The sequence below is a fragment of the Roseovarius sp. EC-HK134 genome (genome assembly GCF_902498815.1).
GTDB lineage: Bacteria > Pseudomonadota > Alphaproteobacteria > Rhodobacterales > Rhodobacteraceae > Roseovarius > Roseovarius mucosus_A.
In genome coordinates this window covers 2,865,932-2,890,012 of the sequence record NZ_LR701544.1, presented here as the reverse complement: position 1 = coordinate 2,890,012, position 24,081 = coordinate 2,865,932, and the positions used below count along the sequence as shown (strand labels likewise).

Here is a 24,081-nt window from a genome sequence, read left to right as displayed (position 1 = left end):
GAAAGAGGGCACCGGACCTTAGTTCTTTTGAACATCCCCCTGTTTTGGACTACCCTCTGGCTGGAAAGGGGTAACGTGCATGGCCCAACGCATTGAAGGACAGGATTTCGCTTCGGCCGCCATGATGCGCCTGGTCGCAATGGGGCTTGCACGGCAGGGCATTTCCATTCCCGTGCCGACGTCCCCGACCGCGCATGTTTCGCTTGCGGACAAGCGTGCGGTCCTCGGCGCTGTCTTGGCATGCCATGGCCCGTTGGCCATCCTGTCCATTGCAGACGCCGCATGCGCCATGGCCCCCGAGCCGGTCGTCCAAGCCTTGACCAATGCAAGGGACATACCTGATCTCATGGAGCGCTGGCACAGGCTGGAGCGCTTCAGCCATGGGCGACACAGGGTCGAGATAGAGCAGCTTTCTCCGCACCGCTTTCGACTGACCCACCGCGCGCGTGACCATGGCCCTCCGCCATCCATGGCAGAAAGCTTGTTGGTGCTTGGGCTTCTTACAATCCTGACCGAGATGACCGGATCGACGGATGTGACGATGAAAACTGACGCGGGCGCGGTCTGGCGCAGCGAGGGTAAATGGCATGACCCGGGCACGTCACAAGGCGTCGGCAGTGTCGTTCTGACAGCGGCATCGGCAAGCAGAACGGTCGAAGTGCATGACAATAACCCGGAGACCGATCTGGTATCACGGTTGCGAGGCCGTCTTGTTGCAGACCCGGTGCGCCGCTGGACAGTGGCCAGTCTTGCGGCCGAAGCTGGCGCCGCGCCCCGCACCCTTCAGCGCCGCCTGACCGAAGGATCGGCTTCCTTTTCCCGCCTTGTGACCGATGCGCGGATCGAGGTCGCTGCAACCCACCTGTGCAAATCCAATGGCCCAGCACTTGCAGAGATCGCCTTCATCGCAGGCTTTGCCGATCAGGCCCATTTTGCTCGCACATTCAGCCGAACCGTAGGCACAACCCCGAGCAGCTATCGCGCAGACTTTGGCCAGTAGCAGATCTGAAACCCGCCATCTGCCTGAACGTATTACAAAGTTTCACCTGCAGAATGAGCCTTCAACATTTCTGACACTCAGGTCTCATTTGCTGATCGGCCGCTAAGGGCCGGTCTTGCTCTCAAGGCAAAGGCCGCGTTCCAACTTTGCAAACCCCGCTTTCTGCGCACTGCGGCCATTCGTGACCTTCGCAGCGAAAGTCTGCTATGGGTCGTTAGTCGACACATCAAGCACGCTCTGCGGTCTTTTCGGTCACCGCCGTCAAATAGCCCAGATAATGCACCATGAGCTTTCTTGTCAGCGGAGCAATCAGCCTGATGTCAAAGCGAAACACCCACGCCAAAAGGCGCGCCCAGAGGCTTTTCCACGACTGGCTCAAAAGGCTGGAAACAACCAGCTGCGCCGATTTGCGGGTGATCATGACGCCAATGTTGAATTTCGCGAGGAATTGATCCAGGGTCCTGAGCCACAGTGACCCGCTGGTTTCAACAATTCCGCCTCTTTTTCATGAGGTTATCATGTTTCAGAGGGGGCCGCGCCAAATGGAAAAGCGGGTCAATCCGACGCGAAAATCAACAATTTGCACATCGACTGAGCGCGTTGGCAGATCCTCAGCCGCCGGGGCTCTGTCGCAAAACCCGGATGGGGGACACGGTCAGGATCTGATCAATCAGAGGGGACGTATCCTCTCCAAAGCGACCTGCGCTGTTCAGTCCCGCCCCGATCAGTTGGACGACATCCGGCGAACCGGCAAATGCCGAATGGCTTCCGGAGCTAGAATCGTTGATGTCTGACAGGTCAATCACGGTCAGCCCGAATTCCTCAAGATCCCTGAGCGGGGCAGCCCCCACACGGGGCACACCACCGGCAAGGCGGGCAGAAACACGCAAAGCGGCGTCCCGCTCTGAGATTAGCAAAAAGATCGAGCGCCGGATTTCGGGGGATAACCGGTTGAGCTGTGCTCGGAACAGATCAATGTCGATATCGGGCGCGGCCAGAACGATGGTATTCAGATTTTTTCTACGGCCCAGCTCACCGCTTCGATCACGCTCCACAAGACCTTCCATGGTCAAGAGACTGCCCATGGAATGCGCGAAAACATCAACGCTATGCGCCTTGGTCTGTCCCAGAATCTCGGCTATTTCAGGCACCATATCCCGGGCGATCAGAGCGCTGTTGAGATCGTGAACATACCGGATCGTGCGTGCCGCAGATGCCCAGCTCAGCAAGACAGGCACGCCCTCAAAGTTGCTATCCTCGACAAACTGACCCAACCGCAACAGGGAATCTGTTGGCGTATTGTTGAACCCGTGGACAAAAAGCAGGATCGTCCGCTTGTCGGCGGGGCGGCTTGCAAGCTCGCGGTTGATCGCGTCAACAAAGGCAACATCACCGGCATAGGTCACCGGATCAACGGCCATGAACTCTGTTCGCGGGTCAGGCGGCAGGCGTCTTGGTCGCTTCAACTGGCCGATGGCATGGGTCGGAGGCACCAACACATCCACAGATGCAAGACCAAGTGTCCGCGCGCGGTTGGCCGACAAGAACGCTCCGGGTTCCTCGGACGGCGCGCGGCTGCTTGTGATAAAAATTCGGTGCCGCGTGCTCTCAGCCTCAACCGCCGGGCGGAGTGCCGGATTGTCGATGCCTATGATTTCAGGAGGACGGCTGCAGGCCGCTAGGATCAGTGTCATCAAGACACCGATAATCAAGGTGCAGCGACGGTACTGAAGGACAGGCGCAGGAACTGTGGATTCGTGTGCAAGACCCATGTCGCCCCCGCTAGGTTGGAAGTTTCCCAAGCACATTCGGTCAGGCTCCCTAAGTTGTCCAGACGAGGATTGACCCAACCGGGTTGATCCTTAGGGCGGCGTCGGGCCGTCGACCCTGTTTGCGCGGCGCGGATCAACGGTCCGGATGGTCCTGACCTTCGCATCACCATCAATCCGGGCATTTGGGCTGGATTGTCAGGTGGCCATGGTGCCATGTAATGCGGTAGACCGTCAGTCCGAGGTACAGGGATGCGCGACAAGGAAAATCGCCCCGATGGCGTGATTCAACTGCTGCCGAGACTGTTCGGGCCGCTCTCTCCTGCGGGCATTCTGGTTGGAGCCGTGCTCTTTGCCATGTCGCTCACGCCGTCGATGGTGCCGCGCGGCCCCGAGATACAGGGGGCACTTGGGGGTCTTGTCTTTGCGATTGGTTATGCGGCGGCATACGTTGTCAGGTCAGGCGTTTACTGGCTGGGTGTGCAACCGGCTTTCCGGCCATCGCGCGTGCAAATCTACGCGATCTATGCGCTCGCGCTGATGATCTGCGGCTTTGGCCTCTGGATGGGCGCAGAGTGGCAGAACTCTATCCGCGTAGTCTGGGGCCTGCCCGAACTCGACGGCTTTGCCACGACCTTTGTTGTCGCAATTGCCCTGGCCGTTGCCGCGCTACTAATTTTCGCGGGGCGACTTTTTGAGCTGCTCGCGGCCAAATGGTATCGTCGCACCGCGCGGTATCTGCCACCGCGTGTCGCGCGGGGGGTCGGGCTGCTCTTGGCGCTCGTGATCTTCTGGGCTGTGATCGACGGGATTGCCTTTCGCTTTGCCCTCAGGACGATCGACACCACGTCGCGGATCGCCGATCTGGTGATCCCGCCTGATCTTGCACCGCCGACGGACGCGGACACGCCGGGGAGTGCGGCCTCGCTGATCGCATGGGAGGATCTGGGGCGTTGGGGGCGCGGCTATGTGATCTCGGGCCCCGACCGCGCCGAGATCGCGGCGTTCTGGGAGGAACCGGCCCGCCAACCGATCCGGGTCTATGTCGGGCTCACCGCCTCGGGGACGGTTGAAGAGCGCGCGAAGCTCGCCTTTGACGAATTGGTGCGGGTGGGCGGATTCGAAAGGAAATACCTTGTCATCGCCACGCCCACCGGGTCCGGCTGGCTCGACCCCGGTGCGATGAATACGCTGGAGTATATCACGCGAGGGGACGTGGCCACGGTCGCGATCCAGTATTCCTACCTGTCCAGCCCGATGTCGGTGATCATCGACCCTGAGAACGGGCTCGCGGAATCCCGCGCACTCTTTGATCTGATCTATGGGCACTGGACCGCGCTGCCACCGGCAAGCCGCCCCCGCCTCTATCTGCACGGTCTGAGCCTTGGGGCTTTCCTGTCACAGGAAACCGTTCCCCTTCTGAATATGTTCGGGGATCCCTTTCACGGCGCTCTGTGGACCGGCTCTCCGTTCCTGAGCGACATGTGGCGGATGGTGCAGGACCGGCGCCATCCCGATAGCCCGGCATGGCGTCCGAAATTCGGAAACGGGTCTTTGATCCGCACCGCCAATCAGGATGGCGGGCTGGAGCGGTTTGAGGCTCCATGGGGACCGATCCGCCTTGTGTTCTTGCAATATGGCAGCGATCCCATCGTCTTTTTCGACTATTCTCTGGCTTGGCGGCGTCCCGACTGGCTCAGAGCGAACCGCGCGCCGGATCTGGGGCCGGACATGCGCTGGGTGCCTCTTGTCACGATGTTGCAGGTCGGTTTTGACATGGCGGTTGCGGTTGGAACGCTGGGCTATGGCCATGATTACGCCGCACGCCACTATATTCCCGCCTGGGCCGAAACGCTGGAGCCTGCAGGCTGGACCCCCGAAATCGAAGCGCGGCTCATCAACCACCTGAGGGATCTCACCCCGCGCTGAGGCAATTTCAGAAAAAGTTGATAGACTTTTTTGGGTTTGAAGTTTCGCCAATTTAAAGGGTTAAAGCGTGTTGGCGTTTCAGCGAAATGCCGAAAGGCTTTAGGCGGGAAAGCGGAGCCTGACCCGCAGACCCGGCCCCGCATCTTCGAGGGTCAGCGCCGCGTCATGCACCTGGGCGATGCCCGCCACCAGGCTCAGCCCCAGACCGTTTCCGGGGGTCCCGCGGCTGCGATCCAGCCGATAGAGACGGCGCAGCACCAGATCCCGCTCTGCCTCGGGAATGCCGGGGCCGTTATCCGTGACCGACAGATCGATATGGGTCTCTGCCTCTGATAGGGCAACGGTGATCGTGGTGCCTTGCGGGGTGTGGTGCATCGCATTCTCGATGAGATTGGCCAGAACCTGCCCCAAAAGGGTGCGGTCCCCCATCATCGGGCGCACGGGCGCATCCGGCAGGGCGCAGATCAGCATTTGCCCATTCTCGGCCGTTGCAGGATCGTAAACATCACAGAGCGTCTGGCACAGTTCTGACAGGTCCACCGGCGCAAACCGCCCTCGTGGCGAGCCGCTTTCGATCTGCGACAGTTGCAAGAGCGCGTGAAAGATCGCCACGATCCTGTCGAGTTCCGCCTGAGCCCGGCCCAGCATCTCCCGCGCCTCCTTGGTCAGATCCGGGCTCTGGCTCAGATCGTCCAGATGCACGGCGGCGCGCTGGATCGGGGTCTTGAGGTCATGGGCAATATCCGAGGACACCTGCCGCAGGCTCTCGACCGCATCCTCTTGCGCGCGGGCCATCTGATCGACCTTGGCGGCGATGCGCGCCAGATCGTCTGACCAGCCCGTGACATCCCCCACCCGCGCCTCTCGGTTTCCCGATGTCAGGTGATCCAGCGTTCCGCTGATGACCGCCACATGCCGTGCGCCGCGCCGCGCCAGCACCCACCCGCCCGACAGCGCCACAAGAACCGTCGGCAGCAGCGAGATACCCAGAATGTTGAGAAACGCATCCCGCAGCGCGTCGATATGCGCAAGGCTGCGCGCCACGGTCAACTGGCCACCCTGCAGCGATGTGGTCAGCGCCAGAAATCGCCCCTCAATCTCAGGATTGCCCGGAAGATAGGATATGATCCGATATCCATCCGCATCGCGTGCCACCAGCGCATTGCCATAATGCCGCCCGTTCGGGGCGAAATAGCTCAGCACGACCCGCTCAGGATCGGTGCTGCGTGCCTCGGCCTCGACCAGTGCGGCGAGGGCGGCGGCAGACGGGGCCGCGCGAAAACCCGCCATATCCTGCGTAAGATCGGCGCGGAGCGTCTGCTCGAAAGAGGACCGCGTGTAGAGGTAACTCGCCCAAAGCCCCAGCAGCGATACCAGCGCGAACAAGAGCACAAGCCCCGCCGCCAGCCGGATCGGCATGGAGCGCAGCAAAAAGGCGCGCCTCAAGGTCATGCGTCGATCCGGTAGCCGGCACCGCGCACCGTCTTGATAAGTTCGGTTGTAAAGGGTTTGTCAACCTTGGCCCGCAAGCGGCTGATATGGGTTTCGACCACATTGGTCATCGGATCGAACGAGATATCCCAGATCGCCTCGAGCAGCATCGTGCGTGTCTGCACGCGCCCCTTGCGGCGCATGAGATGTTCGAGAATGGCAAACTCACGTGGCAAAAGGTCAATCTCCTGCCCCTCTCGCGTCACCTTGCGGGCGATCAGATCCATTTCCAGAGGGCCTGCGCGCAACACGGTCTCTTGCTCCAGCGTATGCGGACGCCGCGCCAGCGCCGCAACCCGTGCCGATAACTCGCCAAAGGCAAAGGGTTTGACCAGATAATCATCCGCCCCCGCGTTCAAACCGTTGACACGTTCGTCGACGCTGCCAAGCGAGGTCAGGAAAAGAACCGGCGTGTGGTTGCCCGCGCAGCGCAGGGTCTTGACCAGTGTCAGCCCGTCGATTTCCGGCAGCATTCGGTCGATGATCAGAACGTCATAGGGTCCGCTCATTGCCTGAATCAACGCATCCCGCCCGTTGCTGACCAGATCGACGCTCTGCCCTTCCTCGCGCAGACCCCGCGCGATATAGGCCCCCGTCGTTGCATCGTCTTCGACCACAAGCAGCTTCATGTCATCCTCGTGATTTCCTTGGCCTGTGAACCGGCTATCCCCGTTGGAACCGATTTGCACCCGTTTTTGGAAGCGCCTGCCCTTCCTAAACTATTTGTATAGTTGGGCACATCCGGCTGTGAGACCCGCGCATCATATGGGCACCATCGCACGCAACACAACGGAGCTTTCAATGATGTCCTCCACACCTCTTTCCCGTCGCCTTGCAGGGTCCGCAGCCCTTGTCGCCGTCTTGGGCGCAACAGGCCTTTCTCTCGGCATCGCCAGCCCGGCACTGGCTGTCCCTGCGGGGGGATATGGCGATCTTGTCGCCGCCGTCTCGCCCGCAGTGGTCTATATCGAAGTCACCGCCAAGGCACAGCCGACCAACATGTCCGGCCAATTGCCCGAAGACCTGCCCGAAGAGCTGCGCCGTCAATTCGAGCGGATGATGCCCGAGGGTGAGATGCCAGCCCGTCAAGGTCTTGGATCGGGCTTCATCATTTCCGAAGACGGCAAGATCGTCACCAACAACCACGTGGTCGAAGGTGCCGAGACCGTGACCGTCAAATTGGCCGATGGCCGTGCATTCGACGCCACCGTTATCGGCAGCGACCCGCTGACTGATGTGGCCGTTCTTCAGCTTGACACAGAGGAACCCCTGCCCTTCGTGCGTTTCGGCAAGTCGGACGCGATGCGGGCCGGGGATGAGGTGGTTGCAGTTGGCAATCCCTACGGTCTGGGCGGCACGGTGACATCCGGCATCGTCTCGGCCCTGTCGCGCAACATCAATTCTGGCCCCTATGATGACTATATCCAGACCGATGCCGCCATCAACCGGGGCAATTCCGGCGGGCCGCTCTTTAACAACGCAGGCGAGGTGATCGGCATGAACACCGCCATCTTCTCTCCCGATGGTGGGTCGGTCGGCATTGGCTTTGCAGTCCCGTCGGACCTCGTGCAGCACATCGTGGCGGACCTGTCGGATGACGGCATGATCACCCGTGGCTGGCTGGGCGTGCAGATCAAGCCGATGCCCGAGGATATCGCGCAGGTGCTGGGTTATGACACCCCCAGAGGCGCTGTGATCGAGAATGTGACGCCCGACAGCCCCGCTGCCAAGGCGGGGCTCATGCAAGGCGACATCATCCTCAGCTTCAACGAGACCGCGATTGCCGAGTTGCGCGATCTGACCCGCGCCGTGGCGGCGACCGATCCCGAGGCCGTCGTGCCCGTCACCGTGCTGCACAAAGGCACGGAAAAGACCCTCGACGTGACGATTGGCACATTGGCTAATCCGAACGCCTGAGGAAAATCCGTGTCGGCGCATCCATGCGGCGCCGACACGGACAACCCACCCGACATATTGCGCAAACCCGCCCCTCCCGATCCGTGCCAACTCATTTTGGAAAGAGGAATGTCGCCCCAAAGCGTATCCCCCAACCATCGGGACCTGCGGCTGGGCTGTCGGCCCAATAGCGAACTCCGCCGAACAGGCTGACCGGCTTGCGCCCGATCCGCACCAGTTTTGAGGCAACCGCATTGACCGGAACCGCCCAGTCCTCGGTCTCCCAGTCATAGGCAGTCTCAGTCTGCAACGTGAAGGTCCAAGCATTCTCGGTGGTGTAAGACACGAAGGGCTGCACAAAGCTCCTGTTGATATCCGCGCGCGCGCCATCACCGGCAAAGGACCAAATGTGGTTGGCCAGCCCCCCCACTGTCCAGGGCCCGCGTTGAACCAGCACGACGCCAGTCGGCCCTGCCCCCCATTTCTCGGAACCGAGCAGATCATCGGTCGCAGTCGGAAAGAGCACGACAGACCCCAGCCCCCATATGACACCGCCCGCCGTGGGGGCCTTGGGCGAGAAGAAGAAACTCTGGAGAATGTCACCAAGGCCGCTCTGCGATCCTGATCCAGGCACTATATCGTCCTGACGGATAACCGGAACAATGGTCCGAGAAATCAGGTTCCAATTCTCGCCGATAGAAAAGGGAATAACCGGCTGGACGTTAAGCACCAGTCGCGATCCATCGCCATTTGGTCCGATGCCATCATCCTGATTGAACTGGAACGGCACACTGATCAACGAGGCGACCGGATTTGCCAGTTGCTGGGCAAGCTCTTCGGCGTCTTGGGCCAAGGCCTGCCCGCCCCATGGGCCAGCAAGCAAGAGGCTGAGGCCCACAGCGACAAGATGTCGGCGCATGGATCGTCTCCTTTTTGAGGTTGATCTGCTCCGGGGTGTCCTAAGGCGGATGCTGCGCCTCCGGCGTTCTGCCGTCGTCCCGGAATGCAAGGTCAAGCGAACAAGGGGGTGGCAAGCGATGATCCAGCGCTGACCACCAGAGGTTTACTCGGAAATGACAGCCCCGACCGTAGCCGCGTAGGGGTCTGTATCCGCCGCATCAGATTTTGCCTTGGTGCCGGGCATGATTTCGAACCTTGGATCAAAATCTACCATCAACGCCGCAAGCTGCCCGAGGATTGCCAGATCGCCCTCGGCCGTTGCCGTGCCATCGGCAAGCTGTTCTTCCAGTGGCTTGATCCCCGCCATCGTCACCTCCAGATCGGCACGGTTGATCGTCAGCGTCAGGTCCGCCGCCGGGTCCTGGAACCCCTGAATGTTGGTCAGCGTTGCGTTCCGCAACTCGACGATGAACTGCTCACCATTGTCCGGCGTCACAAGATTGATGCTGAATTCCAACCCCTCCGCCCTTTGGCTGTCCATCCGGATGCCAAGGAAGTTGAGAAAAAGCTCGGTCGACATGGCCCGAATGATATCCGGCCCGGTCGAGCTTGCGGTTGCGCCCTGAGGAATACCTGTCCGAAGCTCGTAGGCCGCCGCGAGGAAACTGTTGCGCAGCCCCGGATTCTCTTGCTGATAGCCAAGCTGTTCAAAGACGTCGGCAAGCAGGTCCTTGGCCTCGACATTGCCCGGCTCCGCCTGAACCAGCTTGTTCATGATCTCCGAGGCAAGCAGATAGTCGCCCGCGTCAAACAAGGCGCGCGAGCGCGCGATGATCCGCTCGGAACCGCCCATCATCTCGACATAAAGCGGAGCCGAGTCGGCGGGCGATAGCGGGATTAACGTTGCAGGGTTGCAATCCCAGAACCCGAGAAAGCGCTGTGCCACACCACGGGCGTTGTGTTCAGGAGAGCCGTGATAGCCCCGACAATGCCATTTCGCCTGAAGCCCCTTCGGCACCTCATAGACATTGTGGATCTGGTTGATGGTGACACCCTGATTGGCGTAATGAAGAACCTGGTTATTGGCGTTGGCGTAGAGATCGCGCTGGTCGCGGAGCACCTCCTGAATGCGCGCGTTGCCCCAACGTGGCCAGTGATGCGAGGCGAACATGACTTCGGCCTCTTGACCAAAGCGGAACAGCGCATCGGCGATATATTTCGACCAGTTGAGCGGATCGCGCACCGGAGCACCGCGCAGCGTGTAGATATTGTGCAGCGTCGCCGTCACGTTCTCGGCCATCCACAGCGCCTTCATCTCGGGGATATAGGTGTTCATCTCCCGAGGGGCTTCGGTGTTGGGCGTGTTCTGAAAGATCATCCGCAACCCGTCGATCTCGACCTCTTCGATGGGCTCGGTGATCGAGCGCGTGGGCGCGATCAACCCGGATGCCCCGGCAGGGACAACATGGCCAAGGCCCTGCGTTACAAACCCGTGCGGTGCCACCGGCAAAAGCAGGCCGTATTGGTAGAACAGCCGCCGGTTCATCGCATTCCCGGCATAGACGTTTTCCGAGATGGTAAAGTCCATAAAGCCGCCTGGAGCGATGATTTCGACCCGGCCCGAGGTTACGTCTTCATCGCTGACAATACCACGCACCCCACCAAAGTGATCCCCGTGCGTATGCGAATAAATCACCGCCTTGAGCGGCAGACCGTCGCCAACCTCGCGCTGGAACAACTCCCAAGACGCCCGCGCTGTCTCGGCCGCTGTCATGATGTCAAAGATGATCCAGCCCGTCTTGCCGCGCACGAAGGTAATATTGGCAAGATCGGGGCCACGGACCTGATAGATGCCCGGAATAACCTCATAGAGCCCATAGTTGTTGTTCAGCCGCGCAATCCGGAGAAGCGAGGGATGGATGCTGTCAAAGGTCTCTTGCGTCTCGTTGAATAGAAACCTCTCGTGATCCCAGGCGACGTTGCCCGCATCCGCCATAATCTTGAGGTCAGGCAGGGGGGCAAGGAAGCCGCGCGCCTGCTCTTCGAAATCCCGAGTATCCGAGAGCGGCAGATTTGCCACTGACGCCTCGAGCGCCCGGATGGTGTGAACGCTGGGTGCCTTGCCTTTGGGGTGGAAATGACCCGCAAGCGGTGGCGGCGCTTCCTGAGCCAAGGCTGGCCCCTCGGTGAATAGCGCACCGCTCAGCGCAAAAGCTGCGCCCGTAACTGGGATGGCTCCGATGAATTGGCGCCTTGTGGTCATTGTGCTCTCCTTATTGCGTTATCCTCAAGTGTCAGAACCGTGCGGTCAGACCGATCAGCGGCCCTCCGAGATCAATCTCGACGTCGCGTCCCTTGATCTCTCTGTCGATCGTCGTGTGGCGCCAACCGCCCTGCACCGACCAACGGTCGTTGATCTGGTAGCCCAGCATCCCAACGGCCTGCCAAGTGCGGTCGTCCCCGCCCCCCGAGCCGCCAAAGTCGGCCATGGCGGTGAGATACCAACGCGAGTTGAGGGCGACACGAATGCGCCCGCCCAGAACTGGGTCAATCCAAGTGTCACCCAAGTTGAACCTCTGCCCCGGCAGCGTGCCCGGTGCGAGCCTCACATCCAGATCGGCGCTCACAGCACGGAACCCGCCCATCAGATCGACCGACACCTGAGCGCTCTCCTTTAGCCGATAGGCCGCATAGCCGCTTGCCACCCGCAGTTCAGTTTCCACCGTCGCACGCGAAAAGAGAGCGCCGAACGGGGCATTCTGGCGCTCAGAGAGATCGGTATAAACAAGATCAGCGATCAGGCTCCAAGGCCCGCGCCGCGCCTCAAACACCCCCATAAAGGCGAAATCAGTTGCCGAGAGGACGTCGCCAACACCCGCATCGGCGTCAATCGTGCCAAAACCGGTCTCGATAGATGTAGAGGCCCCGGGCGTCCATACATACGGAGAGAGGGTGAATTCCCACGATGCTTCTTGCGCTGCCCCCACCGACGCCAGTGGCGAAACCGTCAACGCGGCAATGATGCACGTTTTCCAAGACATCCTCCACGCTCCCCAGTTGCGGTCAAAACGTGTCGCCTGCTCGTTTCCGATATGAAAGCTTTCCCCCTCGGCTGCAGACCCGTCTCGCCGCCCGAAAGCCCAATTGATATCTGTCAACGAAATTCAGACGTCATTCGTATTTAATGAATCATACCGACTTTATGGGGAGGGTTTGCGACGAATGAAGCAATCAGATGAAAAAGCCACCAGTCTGCTCTCCAGTTTGCCCACTGAGGGCTGGCTCCATGAGCAGCCATTGGCATTCCAGACCCGCATGGCGATGGCCGGTCGTTGGATGACGGTTCCGCGCGGCGGACTGATCTATACGATTGGTGATGCCCCGGACGCGCTCTTTGGTTTGGGCCAAGGCCTCCTTGATGTTTCGATTGCAATCGGGGGCGACGAGGAAGTGACCATCTATCGGGCAAAGCCCGGCTTCTGGATCGGCGACTCGGCGCTTTTGGCGGAGAAGAACCGGGGCGTGACCGTTTCGGCGGCTACGGATTGCCGCGTTTTCCGCATCCCGATCAACGCCGTGCGCCGCAACCTTGCCAACAATCCCGAAGATTGGCCATGCTTTTTCAGGCTCAGCCACAACAACACGATGCTTGCCCTGAGGGTCCACGCCGAGACGCTTTCTCTACCCCCGCGGGCCCGGTTCGCCCGGATGCTGCTGCGTCTGGCAAGTGACGATGGAACCGTCCGGGTGACACAAGAAGACCTCGGAAGAATGGCGGGCATGAGCCGTGCCGCCTTTCGCCGCGCTTTTGCAACGCTGATCGAGGTCGGCGCGGTGCGCACAGACTATGGCGGTCTGCGGATCGTTGACCACGCCGCCCTAGAACGCGCCGCCCAACCAGACTGAAATGCGTCAATACACCAGGCTCTCTCCTGGGTGCGAAGTTTGGCGGCATGGACGTGTCGGAGGCCAAGCGACTGAAGGCTCTTGAGGCCGAGAACACCAAGCTCAAGAAACTGCTGGCCGAGCAGCCGAAGAATGTATCAACGCTGAAGGGATGTCGGCAGCGGCGAGCCTGCGGTTTGGTTGGCATCAATCCGCGTGTCTATCGGCAACTGCCTACCCGATCAGAAGATGCTGACCTGCGGGGCTATCCCTGCATGGTGGTCGCTCACAAAGGGACCGAACGGACTTCCAACGCTATCCTGAAATGGCAGGAGAGCCGCAAGCTCGAGGGACCGCCAAAACCTGAACAAAGCTACCTCATGAACGAGGACTCTCAGCGGAGCAGGCCACATCCAAAGAATTTACGGGCTGATTGCTTAATACCGCGTGACGGTAAGCTAATTGTTCAGACACGCGAGTTGCAAAAGCTGATTGAGCAAAGCGGCTGGGCCTCGGACTAGTATCGGTCAGCCAAAAGCCGGTAAGCGCGTCTTCTATGTGGGGCTTTAAGGGGGGGTAGGATTCAAACAAATTGATTTTACCCAATAAAACTATGGGTAATGGCGGAGCCGATGGGATTCGAACCCACGAGACCCTTCCGGGCCTACTCCCTTAGCAGGGGAGCGCCTTCGACCACTCGGCCACAGCTCCGTTGACGCGTATAGCCGCCCCTGTAGGAGAGTTACAAGGCCAAATTTCGACTGTCTGTCCGATCCTTTGCGCATGCCCTGGAAAAGATAAAACCGCCCCTCGTAAGGGGCGGTCAGCTCTATGGGTCTCTGGTTCCAGAGTACCTTGGGCCCTCTTTACAGAGCGCGTGACACCCTCAATTCGCCATCAATGCCGGGACAATCGTGACAATCGACGGAAAGAACCACAAAATTCCAAGCGCCCCAACCTGTATCAGCACAAAGGGGATAACCCCGCGATAGATATGGCCCGTTGTGACCTCCTTTGGTGCCACGCCGCGCAGATAAAACAGCGCAAATCCAAAAGGCGGGGTCAGGAACGACGTCTGCAAATTGACCGCGATCATGATCGTCACCCATTTTGGATCAAACGTGCCGCCATAGATTACCGGCCCCACGATGGGGATGACGATATAGATGATCTCAAGGAAATCGAGCACAAAGCCCAGCACGAAGAGCACCAGCATCACGATCAGGAAAACCTTGAGCTCATTGTCAAAGCTCTTGAGGAATTCCTGAATGTAATGTTCACCGCCAAAGCTGATGACCACAAGGTTCAAGAGTTGCGAACCGATCAAGATGGTAAAGACCATGCTTGTGACCTTAGCCGTCTCGCGCACCACGGGCGTCAGCACACCGCCGGTGTAAAGCACCCAGCAGGCGAACAAGAGCCCGAACACCGCATAGAGATAGGCGGCATAGGCAAAGAAGAATGCCACCCAAGATTCAAAGCTCACTCCGCCCTGATTGATCCGGAGGTCAAAGTTGATGCCGATCAGGATCGACAGAACCACCGCCAAGGTGGCAAGGATGATGATCTTGGGCGACCGGTCCTGATCGCGCAGCTTGCGATAGGCCGCAAGCATGATGGCCCCGCCTGCCCCCAGCGCTGCCGCCGGGGTCGGGTTGGTGATCCCACCCAGGATCGAGCCCAGAACCGCCACGATCAACACCAAAGGCGGAAAGACAACGCGGATCAAATCGTTCTTGGCCATCCGCACCGCACCGTGGGCACAGCCGTAGCAGGCCATGGCCAATGGGAGGAGCAACAACAGCACGGTTACCCCCGCAGAGGTCGACGGGCGGATGAGCGCGATATCCACCAAAAGCCCAAGCAAGATACCAAGCGCCCCGATCAGGAGCGGAGCCGGATTGGCCGAAGGAGCGACGCCCCGTGCCACCGCCAGCGTCAGGGCCAGCATCACCATCAACGTGGCCACCCCTGTGCCGATGGGGGCGGCATCCACCTCTTTCTGTGCGCGCAGCGCGGCAATTTCTTCTGGAGTCAGTCGCACGCTTGCCGCCACCCCACCGGCGGCATCAATCGTCTGCTGCTCGGCCACCGCCGCATCCCATTTGGATTGCCCGTGCAATTCGATCATCGCCGCCTGACACTCGGGGCTTACATTGGTACGCAGCGACGCGGAACTGCCCTGATCGCTGAAACTGTCCACAATCAGGCTCTGACTGCCGACCACCCCCAATGTCGAGAACAGCATCACCCCGGCAATCAAGGCCACCGGAACACCCAGAAACCACGTGAACCCCTCACCGCGGGTAATCACCTCGCCGCGTGGGCCACTGGCGATCTGCACCGCCGGGGCCTTGGACGGGTTCACCAGCGCGTAGCCAAAAGCGTATAGCCCATAGAGCAAAGCCAACATGACACCCGGCAAGAGCGCCGCCTGAAAGAGCGTGCCAACCGAGACCACTGCCGGTTCGCCCAGATAGGTCAGCGCATCGGTGCAGCCCACGGCTTGCGCCCGGTTTTCCTGCGCCACGGAATAGAGATCCCCCGCCAGCGTGCCCAAAAGCACGATCACAATAGAGGGGGGGATAATCTGCCCCAGCGTCCCCGAGGCCGCGATAACCCCCGTCGCCAGTTGTGGGCTATAGCCCGCGCGCAGCATCGTGGGCAGGCTCAAAAGGCCCATGGTTACCACAGTTGCGCCCACAATCCCGGTCGACGCCGCAAGGAAGGTCCCCACCACCACGACCGATACCGCCAGACCGCCCGGCAGCGGGCCAAACACCCGCGACATCGTGGTCAAAAGATCGTTGGCGATCTTGGAGCGTTCCAGCGTGATGCCCATCATCACGAACATCAGCACTGCCAGCAGCGTCTCGATAGAGGCCCCTGCCAGAACCCGTTCGTTGATCCGGTTTACAAGGAACGATACGTTGCGATCCAGCGCAACTTCCCAGCCCTGCGGAAACACCGGCTGCGCAGCTCGCGGCAAATCCGGGTATCGGAACACCGAAATCGCATCGGGCCTCACACCGCTGGCCACGATGGCATTATAGGCTTCACTCGATGTGTCGATGGCCTGATGGATGAGCAGCCCTGCGCTGTCCAAACCGGCAATAATGCCAAACGCCACGACACCCGCACCCCCGATGGCAAAGGCCACGGGAAAGCCGGATAGAATGCCCCCAAAGAGGCATAGAAATACGATGATCAGCCCGATCTCGACCCCGTCAAGTCCGAATAGCATTGGTCCCTGCCCCTTTAATGTGTGCCTTCAAAGGCTTCTTCGCCCTGACCCAGCGTGTCGCGGTCGAGGTATTTGCCCAGACTGTCGGGGCCTTCCTTGAACTCCAGATAAGAGCGCCAGAAAAACGCCATCGCATGCAGGAACACCATCCCCGCAAAAAGCACCAGCAACACCTTGAAGAGGAAATAGCCGTTGAAACCGTTGGGGCTGAACCCGATGGTTTCAACATTCCAGCGCAGCGCGCGGGATTTCATCAAGAGCCGGTCCAGCGTCTCGCTGGCCGAAGGGTTGGGCACGATCAAATGCCGCCACATGAAGAACCAGCCATACATCCACGTCAACACCGCCATCGGCATCATGAAAATGAGACTGCCCACCATATCAATGATCTTTTTGGTGGTGTGACTGACCGGCGCATAGATCAGGTCAACCCGCACATGCCCGCCTTGGACAAAGGTGTAGGTGGCGCAGAGCGTCACGATCAGCGCGTTGTAAAGTTTGAGTTCTTCGGAATACCAACTGATGTCGAGTTGCAGCGGAATACCGATGCCAAACACCATATCCGGGCGCGCAAAGATGCGCTGGATAAACACGATTAGGATTTGCTGGATCACCATGATCAGCCCGGCCCAAGCGGCAAAGCGGCCAACCGTATTGGCCATCCCCTCTAGCCCGCGCACACAGCCCCATAGAAAAGCGTTCTTCCACATGCCCACGGCGGTAATCACAAGAAACACCGTGAATGCCACAAAGAAGAACTCGACCGAGCCACCGTAATAGACGACCCGCATGATCGCCTCTTTATCGGACCAATCCAGCCAGCTTGCGGGATGGCTGAGGGCATAGGCCAAATTGTAAAAGGCCATGCCGATATTCTGGAAAATCCAGAGAACTGCGTCCAGCATCCTGTCCCCCTGACACGCGGTGCTGCGGGCCCGCGTGGCCCGTTATCCGATTGTAACAGGCCCCGGCAACCGGGACCTGTCAATCAAACCAACCTGCCGGGACTTAGCCCAGAACGCGGTCGCGCTGCGCGGTATAGGCCCCGTCAGACTTGTTGATCCAAGCCGACGAAGACCTCATGGATGCCATGTAGCTGTCATAGACGCGCTTGTAGATCTCGTCGCCCATGTTTTCCTGATGCACGGCGTCAGACGCTTGGCCAAAGGCATCCCAGACGCTATCGGGGAACTCCAGCGTCTTGACGCCATTGGATTGCAGGCGTTGCAAGGCCGACGAATTGTTGGACAGGAACTGTGCCAGATTCCACTGATGCGCTTCGGCACAGCCGATCTCGATGATCTTCTGTTGGGCCGGGGTCAGGCTCTCGAACACTTCGCGGTTCATACCGATCGACAGGCCCGCGCCCGGCTCGTGGAACCCAGCGGTGTAATAGAACTTGGTGATCTCTTGGAACCCGGCCTTTTCATCGGCCCAGGGACCGATCCACTCGGTGCCGTCGATGGCACCCGAGGCCAGCGCCTGATAGACTTCGGCACCCGGAATGTTCTGCACGCTCGCCCCCAGTTTGCCCAGCGCAAGACCGCCCAGGCCGGGCATCCGGAACTTGAGACCGTTGAAATCCTCCGGCCCGTTGATCTCTTTCGAGAACCAGCCGCCTGCCTGCGCGCCGGTGTTGCCCGCAAGAAAGGATTTGAGACCAAAGATCTGACCCAGCTCGTCGTGAAGCGCGGCACCGCCGTCATGGTAGTACCAGTTCACCAATTCCTGCGCTGTCATGCCAAAGGGCACCGAGGTGAAGAAGCCATAAGCCGGGTGCTGACCAACGAAATAGTAATCGGCCCCGTGATACATGTCAGCCTGACCCGCGGTCACAGCGTCGAACACTTCGAACGCGCCCACCAGTTCACCGGCACCTTTCACGTCGATCACGATGCTGCCATCGGCCATGCCGTTGATATTGTCGGCGGCCCGCTGCGCGGCGTCAAACACGCCCGCAAGGCCCCTGCCCCATGTCGTGACCATGGTCAGATTGCGCGCACCCTGCGCATAAAGCGGCGCGGCCAGCGTCGAAGCCGCAACAGCAGCACCGCCACCCAAAGCGGTATTTTTCAGAAAAGAACGACGATCCATTTGGTTTCCTCCCCATTTTTATGACAGTGCCGCCACCTCTTTGGCAGCACCCGGACCCTGTGTAGTGGGCAGACCTTAGCGACGGGTTTTGCATCTGCAAATACCGACTACTGCGTAGAAACCGTGGCGAGTCTCAAACTTTCCGTGATGATTTCCGGGGTCACACACTGACTTTGCATGCAATTGTGCACGCTGCTCGCTCTTTGTGCTTGAAACCGGATCGGCGCGGGTGTTGAGATTCGCACATGACACCTAAGCTGTTCACCACCCTACCGGGCTATACCGGGGCCCTGTTCCGTGCGGACCTCTTCGCAGGGATCAGCGTGGCTATGGTGGCGCTGCCGCTCAGCATCGCCATTGCCATCGCGTCGGGCGCGGACCCGGCATCAGGGCTGACAACGGCGATCATCGCGGGCTTCCTTATTTCGGCCTTGGGGGGCAGCCGGGTTCAGATCGGCGGACCCACCGGTGCGTTTATCGTGGTGGTTTACGGCGTTATCGCAGAACACGGGCAGGACGGGCTTATCATCGCCACGCTGATGGCTGGCGTGATCCTTGTGGTCGCGGGTCGATTGCGCGCCGGCAGCCTTGTGCGTCACATCCCTGAGGCTGTGATCAACGGCTTTACCATCGGTATTGCCATCATCATTGCCACCAGCCAGATCAAGGATTTTCTGGGCCTCACCACAACAAGCCTTCCCGCCGAATTTCTTGAAAAGATCGAAACGCTCTGGCAGGCCCGCGACACGTTCAACCCACAAGCACTGGTGATCGGATTGGCAACCATGGTGCTGATCGTGGGGCTGCGTCGCGCAGCACCTCGGTATCCGGGGCTGATCGTGGCGGTCGGGCTGACCTCGACCGCAGTGGCGCTTTGGCATCTGCCAGTGGATACGCTTCTCTCTCGCTTTGGTCCGCTGCCCAATACGCCCAACCTGCCCGTGGTGCCAGACCTCAGCCTTTCGCGGATGATCGACCTTCTGCCATCCGCCCTTATCATCGCCTTTTTGGCGGGCGTGGAATCGCTTCTTTCCGCAGCCGTGGCCGACCGGATGATCGGAGACAAATCACAACCCAATGCCGAGGTCGTGGCCAATGGCGTGGCCAATATCGGCTCGGCGCTCTTTGGTGGGCTGCCTGCCACGGGCGCGATTGCCCGAACCGCCACCAATGTGCGCGCCGGTGGGCGCACGCCCGTTGCGGGCATGATCCATGCGCTCGTGATCTTGCTTGTGATGCTGCTTGCAGCGCCCTTGGCAGGGTATTTCGCCATGCCCGCCCTTGCCGGGCTCTTGATATTGATCGCATGGAATATGTCAGAGCCCCATAAATGGCGCGGTTACATGGCCGACCGTCCCTCGGACCGCGTGCTGCTTGTGCTGACGCTTGTGCTGACCGTTCTGGCGGACCTGACAGTTGCCATCGGGGTGGGCGTGGCCTTGGGGCTTGCGCTGCGCCTGCGCCGCGGCGATGTGCCCCCCGCCGATTGGCGCCCGCCCGAGCACTGATACACGAGAGGCTGGAAATGCGGCGCATTTGGCCCTATCGCTGATCCATGCAACGCCTCTTCGCCCGCATCCGGCTTAACTATGGCCAAAAGCTTTTTCTGATCGCCACCCTGCCGCTGATCCTGACGGCGCTGGCGATTTCTGTCGTCGTCACGCTTCAATCGCGTCAACTGGCAGAACGCGAGATCGAAACGCTTGAGGCGCAACTGATCGAGGCCAAGCGTGCGGAGCTCAAGAATTACCTCTCCATCGCCAGAACCGCCTTTGTGAACATCTACGGGCGCGCGGCCCCGAATGACGAAGCCGCGATGGAACAGGTCAGCCAGATCCTCGCGGGCATGCTCTATGGTCAGGACGGATACTTTTTTGTGTTCAACTATGACGGCACCAACCTTGTCAGTCCCCGCCGCACCGAACTTATCGGCCGCAACTGGACGGGGCTGGAGGATGAAGGCGGCCAGCCCATCACCGATGAGTTGATCCGGCTGGCGCGTACGGGCGGTGGCTATCACAGCTATGAATGGCCAAAACCCTCGACCGGCGAGCGCGCGCAGATGGTGACCTATGTCATCGGGCTCCAAGACTGGCGATGGGCGGTGGGCACGGGCGTTTTCATCGACGATGTGGTGGCCACTGTCACGGCCTCTCGCCAGATGGTCGAAGCGCGGGTAGAGCGCACCTTCTTCTATATCGGTGCCGCGATGCTGGCAGCGCTGTTGCTGGTCTTTGTCTCCGGTCTTTTTATCAACATCCGTGAACGTCGCCTTGCCGATGCCAAGCTCAAGAAACTGACACAGCGGGTGTTTGATGCCCAAGAAGAAGAGCGCCGCCGCGTTGCGCGCGAACTCCATGACGGTATCAGCCAAATTCTTGTTGGCGTGCGCTATGCGCTCGATACCGCCAAGCGGCGGCTGGCGGCAGGCGACGCCCGCGCCGCCGACACGCTGGAACGCGGTATCACCCATCTCTCTGGGGCCATTCAAGAGGTTCGCCGCATCAGCCGCGACCTACGCCCCGGTGTGCTGGATGATCTGGGCCTTGGCCCCGCCCTCAAAACCCTTGCCGAAGAGTTTGGCAAACGCACCGGCATCACGACCGAATTCAGCACCGTGGTTTTCCGCAACCGGCTTGATGACGAAGCCAAGATTGCGCTCTACCGTGTCGCTCAAGAGGCGTTCACTAATATCGAGCGACATTCCGGCGCTACCCGCGTGACCGTCGATGTGCGCGGCCATACACATGGCGCCACGCTGCGCATTGCAGATAATGGCTGCGGCCTCGACCGCGCCAAACCCTCGGGCACGCCCGGCGGCGGGCTTGGCCTGCGCAACATGCAGGAACGTGTCGAACAGTTGGACGGCACACTGACCGTGATCTCGGGGAAAACCGGAACGACCATCGAAGCCAATGTGCCCCTCACACACCTTCTGCCGCCACAAGAGCGGCCAAACCCCAAGGAAAAGGCCCGCGCATGAGCCCAAGACCGATCCGGATCGTAATCGTGGACGACCACCCAATGGTCGCCGAAGGCATCCAATCCATTCTCGAAAGCTATGAGGATGTCGAAATCCTCGCCACGCTGGGCAACGGTCAGGCCATCATCGACCGGGTCGAGAGCCTTGCGCCCGATGTGATCCTGCTTGACCTCAACATGCCGGGGCTGGGGGGGCTGACCACGACAGAAATCATCCTCGAGAAACGCCCCGAGACCCGCATCCTGATCCTGAGCATGCATGACAGCCCCGAGTATATTTCCTCAGCGCTCAGCCATGGCGCGGCGGGCTATGTGCTCAAGGATGTGCCCACGGATGAGATCAAACGCGCCATAGACGCTGTGATGACCGGGCAACGCTATCTGTGCACCGGGGCCAAAGGCTCGCTTGAGCCCTATGAAAACCCCGAGCGCGAACAGCTGACCAACCGCGAGCAGACGATCCTGCTGCAACTGGCCCAAGGCAAATCTAACAAAGATGTGGCACAAGCGCTCGATATTTCCGTGCGCACGGTCGAGACGCATCGCAAGAACATCAAGCGCAAACTTGGTATCGCCTCAACGGCGGGGCTGACCCGCTATGCGCTCGAACATGGCGTGTTGCAGGGCACCGGGGTGCGCCTTTGATCCCTGCGGCCAGATTGGGGGCCAGCCCCCAAACCCCCGAGGTATTTTAGGCCAGATGAAAGCCGCGCGCATGGCCCCAGCATCACGGGGCGATTCCCGAAAAATGCGGCCCTGACATGCACTCAAAACGGGAAACACACGTCCGCGCCCCTTTTTGCGCAACAAATGCAAAGATTTCATCCCGTTTTGCGACATTTTATCCACCAAATCGGCTTGACGCCCCCTGCCCCCGCACCTAATGTCCCGGCCACGCAGAACGGAGTCGCCCGCATGGACACACTCGTATTCATCGTAGGTAAGTGGCGCATGGGCCGGTAACGGACACCCTTCGGGTCCCCCATGCGCCCCCGGAAAACCGGGGGCTTTTTTATGCGACTTGAATTGACGTCATATACGGAGCACGAGCACATGACACGTCAGATGACCGGAGCGAAAATGGTGGTCCAAGCCCTCAAGGATCAGGGCGTGGATGTCGTATTCGGGTATCCCGGCGGTGCCGTACTACCCATTTACGACGAAATCTTTCAGCAAAATGACATTCGCCACATTCTGGTGCGTCACGAGCAGGCCGCAGTGCATGCCGCCGAAGGCTATGCGCGCTCGACCGGCAAACCGGGCGTGGTGCTTGTCACCTCTGGTCCGGGGGCAACCAACGCGGTGACAGGCCTGACTGATGCGTTGATGGATTCCATCCCGCTGGTGGTGCTGACCGGGCAGGTGCCAACCTTCATGATCGGCAATGATGCCTTTCAAGAGGCCGATACCGTCGGCATTACCCGCCCCTGCACCAAGCATAACTGGTTGGTAAGCGACACCGCCCGCTTGGCGGATACGCTGCATCAGGCGTTTCATGTTGCGACCACCGGCCGCCCCGGCCCGGTTCTGGTCGATATCCCGAAGGACGTCCAATTCGCCTCGGCCACCTATACGGCACCGCATCAGGCGCGCGTGTCGCATTACCAGCCGCGCGTAAAAGGCGACATCGAAGGCATCACCGATCTGGTCGCGGCCTTGGAAAAGGCCAAGCGCCCCGTGTTCTATACCGGTGGCGGTGTCATCAACTCTGGCCCAGAGGCCACGCGCCTTTTGCGCGAATTGGTCGAAGCGACCGGCATTCCCACCACATCCACCCTGATGGGTCTGGGGGCCTATCCTGCCAATGGCAAGAACTGGATCGGCATGCTGGGCATGCACGGGCTTTATGAGGCCAACATGACCATGCATGGCTGCGACCTCATGATCAACATTGGCGCGCGCTTTGACGACCGGATCACCGGCAGGCTCGATGCCTTTAGCCCGGATAGCATCAAGGCGCATATCGACATCGACCCCTCGTCGATCAACAAGGTGATCCGCGCCGATATTCCGATTGTCGGCGACATCGCCAATGTTCTGTCCGATGTGCTCGAGGTTTGGAAGGCGCGCGGTGCCAAGGTCAACCGTGAGGCAATCGCCAAATGGTGGGAGCGCATCAATGAGTGGAAAAAGGTGGACTGCCTCAAGTTCACCCAAAAGGGCAAGACCATCAAACCGCAATACGCGCTTGCCCGGCTCGAAGCGCTGACCAAAGATCACGACCGCTATATCTGCACCGAGGTGGGCCAGCATCAGATGTGGGCGGCGCAGTATCTCGGCTTTAACGATCCGAACCGCTGGATGACCTCTGGCGGGCTTGGCACCATGGGATACGGCTTTCCGGCCTCTATCGGCGTCCAGATCGCCCATCCCGAGGCGCTCGTGATCAATGTCGCGGGCGAGGCGTCTTGGCTGATGAACATGCAGGAAATGGGCACGGCGATGCAGTACCACCTGCCCGTCAAACAGTTCATCCTCAACAACGAGCGTTTGGGCATGGTCCGTCAATGGCAGGAATTGCTGCACGGAGAGCGCTACTCCTCAAGCTGGTCGGAATCCTTGCCCGATTTCGTAAAACTGGCCGAGGCCTTTGGGGCCAAGGGCATCCTGTGCAACGACCCTGCCGATCTTGATGACGCGATCATGGAAATGCTCAATTATGACGGGCCGGTGATTTTTGATTGCCTCGTGGAAAAGCATGAAAACTGCTTCCCGATGATCCCGTCCGGCGAGCCGCATAACAAGATGATTTTGGGTGAGGCCTCGACCAAGGACGCCATCAAAGAGGGCGGTGCCGTTCTGGTGTGATGGTGGGTTCACCCACCCTGCGCCCATCCCCTAGGGTGGGCGCCCCCCCAACAGCCGCCAAAGCCCGACAAGAAGGAACTGCA

General features: G+C 60.1%; 19 protein-coding genes and 1 tRNA gene. 9 read left to right on the top strand and 11 right to left on the bottom strand.

All coding sequences use genetic code 11. The annotated features are described in order from the left end of the window. The first annotated feature begins 79 nt into the window (after positions 1-79). Positions 80-1,000, top strand: a complete 921-nt coding sequence (locus tag GC127_RS17875) for a helix-turn-helix transcriptional regulator (protein ID WP_151979177.1) — start codon at positions 80-82, stop codon at positions 998-1,000. 226 nt (positions 1,001-1,226) lie between these two features. On the opposite strand, the gene GC127_RS17870 is transcribed toward GC127_RS17875, so the two are convergent. Both GC127_RS17870 and GC127_RS17865 read right to left on the bottom strand, forming a co-directional pair. After that, positions 1,227-1,421 (bottom strand): hypothetical protein, encoded by a 195-nt coding sequence (locus GC127_RS17870; protein WP_151979176.1) that lies wholly within the window; start codon positions 1,419-1,421, stop codon positions 1,227-1,229. 190 nt (positions 1,422-1,611) lie between these two features. Next, positions 1,612-2,694: an alpha/beta hydrolase gene (locus tag GC127_RS17865; protein ID WP_151979175.1), complete on the bottom strand. Its 1,083-nt coding sequence runs from the start codon at positions 2,692-2,694 to the stop codon at positions 1,612-1,614. A gap of 327 nt (positions 2,695-3,021) precedes the next feature. On the opposite strand from GC127_RS17865, the gene GC127_RS17860 reads away from it, so the two are divergent. After that, positions 3,022-4,698: an alpha/beta-hydrolase family protein gene (locus GC127_RS17860; RefSeq protein ID WP_151979174.1), complete on the top strand. Its 1,677-nt coding sequence runs from the start codon at positions 3,022-3,024 to the stop codon at positions 4,696-4,698. Between the two features lie 99 nt (positions 4,699-4,797). Here GC127_RS17860 and GC127_RS17855 read toward each other — a convergent pair whose 3' ends face one another. Further along, the gene (locus GC127_RS17855) at positions 4,798-6,150 is read right to left on the bottom strand and encodes a HAMP domain-containing sensor histidine kinase (protein WP_151979173.1); all 1,353 of its coding nucleotides are present in this window, start codon (positions 6,148-6,150) and stop codon (positions 4,798-4,800) included. Further along, positions 6,147-6,818 carry a response regulator transcription factor gene (locus tag GC127_RS17850; RefSeq protein WP_151979172.1) on the bottom strand — a complete coding sequence of 224 codons (672 nt, stop codon included), beginning with the start codon at positions 6,816-6,818 and terminating at the stop codon, positions 6,147-6,149. The genes GC127_RS17855 and GC127_RS17850 overlap by 4 nt, the downstream gene beginning before the upstream one ends. A 136-nt stretch (positions 6,819-6,954) precedes the next feature. Between GC127_RS17850 and GC127_RS17845 the strand changes: the two genes are divergently transcribed. Beyond that, positions 6,955-8,106, top strand: coding sequence for a Do family serine endopeptidase (locus GC127_RS17845; protein ID WP_151979171.1), 1,152 nt, complete (start codon positions 6,955-6,957; stop codon positions 8,104-8,106). A 91-nt stretch (positions 8,107-8,197) separates the two neighbouring features. Here GC127_RS17845 and GC127_RS17840 read toward each other — a convergent pair whose 3' ends face one another. From GC127_RS17840 to GC127_RS17830, 3 genes are all read right to left on the bottom strand, one after another. Beyond that, positions 8,198-9,004, bottom strand: a complete 807-nt coding sequence (locus GC127_RS17840; protein WP_151979170.1) for a transporter — start codon at positions 9,002-9,004, stop codon at positions 8,198-8,200. Between the two features lie 144 nt (positions 9,005-9,148). Next, complete coding sequence (locus GC127_RS17835) at positions 9,149-11,248, bottom strand: alkyl/aryl-sulfatase (RefSeq protein WP_151979169.1); 2,100 nt, start codon at positions 11,246-11,248, stop codon at positions 9,149-9,151. Positions 11,249-11,279: 31 nt separating this feature from the next. Continuing rightward, complete coding sequence (locus GC127_RS17830; protein WP_151979168.1) at positions 11,280-12,026, bottom strand: hypothetical protein; 747 nt, start codon at positions 12,024-12,026, stop codon at positions 11,280-11,282. A 181-nt stretch (positions 12,027-12,207) separates the two neighbouring features. Between GC127_RS17830 and GC127_RS17825 the strand changes: the two genes are divergently transcribed. Together GC127_RS17825 and GC127_RS17820 are read left to right on the top strand one after the other, a co-directional pair. Beyond that, entirely contained in the window at positions 12,208-12,891 is a 684-nt protein-coding gene (locus GC127_RS17825; RefSeq protein WP_151979167.1) for a Crp/Fnr family transcriptional regulator, read from the top strand. A gap of 47 nt (positions 12,892-12,938) precedes the next feature. Beyond that, a complete protein-coding gene (locus tag GC127_RS17820; protein ID WP_151979166.1) occupies positions 12,939-13,391 on the top strand; it encodes a hypothetical protein in 453 nt (150 codons plus the stop codon). A 100-nt stretch (positions 13,392-13,491) separates the two neighbouring features. On the opposite strand, the gene GC127_RS17815 is transcribed toward GC127_RS17820, so the two are convergent. The 4 genes from GC127_RS17815 to GC127_RS17800 all read right to left on the bottom strand — a co-directional run bounded on the left by GC127_RS17815 (position 13,492) and on the right by GC127_RS17800 (position 18,208). Then, positions 13,492-13,581 (bottom strand) — tRNA-Ser (locus tag GC127_RS17815). 175 nt (positions 13,582-13,756) lie between these two features. Continuing rightward, on the bottom strand, positions 13,757-16,114 hold the full coding sequence (locus tag GC127_RS17810) for a TRAP transporter large permease subunit (protein ID WP_151979165.1): 2,358 nt from the start codon (positions 16,112-16,114) through the stop codon (positions 13,757-13,759). A gap of 14 nt (positions 16,115-16,128) precedes the next feature. Then, positions 16,129-17,019 carry a TRAP transporter small permease subunit gene (locus GC127_RS17805; RefSeq protein ID WP_151979164.1) on the bottom strand — a complete coding sequence of 297 codons (891 nt, stop codon included), beginning with the start codon at positions 17,017-17,019 and terminating at the stop codon, positions 16,129-16,131. A 103-nt stretch (positions 17,020-17,122) separates the two neighbouring features. After that, on the bottom strand, positions 17,123-18,208 hold the full coding sequence (locus tag GC127_RS17800) for a TRAP transporter substrate-binding protein (RefSeq protein ID WP_008282133.1): 1,086 nt from the start codon (positions 18,206-18,208) through the stop codon (positions 17,123-17,125). Positions 18,209-18,453: 245 nt separating this feature from the next. Here GC127_RS17800 and GC127_RS17795 point away from each other — a divergent pair, with 245 nt between their 5' ends. The 4 genes from GC127_RS17795 (at position 18,454) to GC127_RS17780 (ending at position 23,998) form a co-directional block, all read left to right on the top strand. Continuing rightward, a complete protein-coding gene (locus GC127_RS17795; protein ID WP_151979163.1) occupies positions 18,454-19,716 on the top strand; it encodes a SulP family inorganic anion transporter in 1,263 nt (420 codons plus the stop codon). Between the two features lie 47 nt (positions 19,717-19,763). After that, positions 19,764-21,191 (top strand): cache domain-containing protein, encoded by a 1,428-nt coding sequence (locus tag GC127_RS17790; protein WP_151979162.1) that lies wholly within the window; start codon positions 19,764-19,766, stop codon positions 21,189-21,191. Next, on the top strand, positions 21,188-21,835 hold the full coding sequence (locus tag GC127_RS17785; protein WP_081508408.1) for a response regulator transcription factor: 648 nt from the start codon (positions 21,188-21,190) through the stop codon (positions 21,833-21,835). The genes GC127_RS17790 and GC127_RS17785 overlap by 4 nt, the downstream gene beginning before the upstream one ends. Positions 21,836-22,243: 408 nt before the next feature. Then, positions 22,244-23,998, top strand: coding sequence for an acetolactate synthase 3 large subunit (locus GC127_RS17780; protein ID WP_008282129.1), 1,755 nt, complete (start codon positions 22,244-22,246; stop codon positions 23,996-23,998). Positions 23,999-24,081 lie beyond the last annotated feature (83 nt).

What these genes read in the sequence shown, in the direction of transcription:
- GC127_RS17800 (WP_008282133.1), bottom strand. Translation starts at nt 18,208, where the DNA reads ATGGATCGTCGTTCTTTTCTGAAAAATACCGCTTTGGGTGGCGGTGCT.
- GC127_RS17840 (WP_151979170.1), bottom strand. Translation starts at nt 9,004, where the DNA reads ATGCGCCGACATCTTGTCGCTGTGGGCCTCAGCCTCTTGCTTGCTGGC.
- GC127_RS17830 (WP_151979168.1), bottom strand. Translation starts at nt 12,026, where the DNA reads ATGTCTTGGAAAACGTGCATCATTGCCGCGTTGACGGTTTCGCCACTG.
- GC127_RS17790 (WP_151979162.1), top strand. Translation starts at nt 19,764, where the DNA reads ATGCAACGCCTCTTCGCCCGCATCCGGCTTAACTATGGCCAAAAGCTT.
- GC127_RS17825 (WP_151979167.1), top strand. Translation starts at nt 12,208, where the DNA reads ATGAAGCAATCAGATGAAAAAGCCACCAGTCTGCTCTCCAGTTTGCCC.
- GC127_RS17805 (WP_151979164.1), bottom strand. Translation starts at nt 17,019, where the DNA reads ATGCTGGACGCAGTTCTCTGGATTTTCCAGAATATCGGCATGGCCTTT.
- GC127_RS17785 (WP_081508408.1), top strand. Translation starts at nt 21,188, where the DNA reads ATGAGCCCAAGACCGATCCGGATCGTAATCGTGGACGACCACCCAATG.
- GC127_RS17850 (WP_151979172.1), bottom strand. Translation starts at nt 6,818, where the DNA reads ATGAAGCTGCTTGTGGTCGAAGACGATGCAACGACGGGGGCCTATATC.
- GC127_RS17865 (WP_151979175.1), bottom strand. Translation starts at nt 2,694, where the DNA reads ATGACACTGATCCTAGCGGCCTGCAGCCGTCCTCCTGAAATCATAGGC.
- GC127_RS17810 (WP_151979165.1), bottom strand. Translation starts at nt 16,114, where the DNA reads ATGCTATTCGGACTTGACGGGGTCGAGATCGGGCTGATCATCGTATTT.
- GC127_RS17845 (WP_151979171.1), top strand. Translation starts at nt 6,955, where the DNA reads ATGGGCACCATCGCACGCAACACAACGGAGCTTTCAATGATGTCCTCC.
- GC127_RS17870 (WP_151979176.1), bottom strand. Translation starts at nt 1,421, where the DNA reads ATGATCACCCGCAAATCGGCGCAGCTGGTTGTTTCCAGCCTTTTGAGC.
- GC127_RS17855 (WP_151979173.1), bottom strand. Translation starts at nt 6,150, where the DNA reads ATGACCTTGAGGCGCGCCTTTTTGCTGCGCTCCATGCCGATCCGGCTG.
- GC127_RS17860 (WP_151979174.1), top strand. Translation starts at nt 3,022, where the DNA reads ATGCGCGACAAGGAAAATCGCCCCGATGGCGTGATTCAACTGCTGCCG.
- GC127_RS17875 (WP_151979177.1), top strand. Translation starts at nt 80, where the DNA reads ATGGCCCAACGCATTGAAGGACAGGATTTCGCTTCGGCCGCCATGATG.
- GC127_RS17820 (WP_151979166.1), top strand. Translation starts at nt 12,939, where the DNA reads ATGGACGTGTCGGAGGCCAAGCGACTGAAGGCTCTTGAGGCCGAGAAC.
- GC127_RS17780 (WP_008282129.1), top strand. Translation starts at nt 22,244, where the DNA reads ATGACACGTCAGATGACCGGAGCGAAAATGGTGGTCCAAGCCCTCAAG.
- GC127_RS17835 (WP_151979169.1), bottom strand. Translation starts at nt 11,248, where the DNA reads ATGACCACAAGGCGCCAATTCATCGGAGCCATCCCAGTTACGGGCGCA.
- GC127_RS17795 (WP_151979163.1), top strand. Translation starts at nt 18,454, where the DNA reads ATGACACCTAAGCTGTTCACCACCCTACCGGGCTATACCGGGGCCCTG.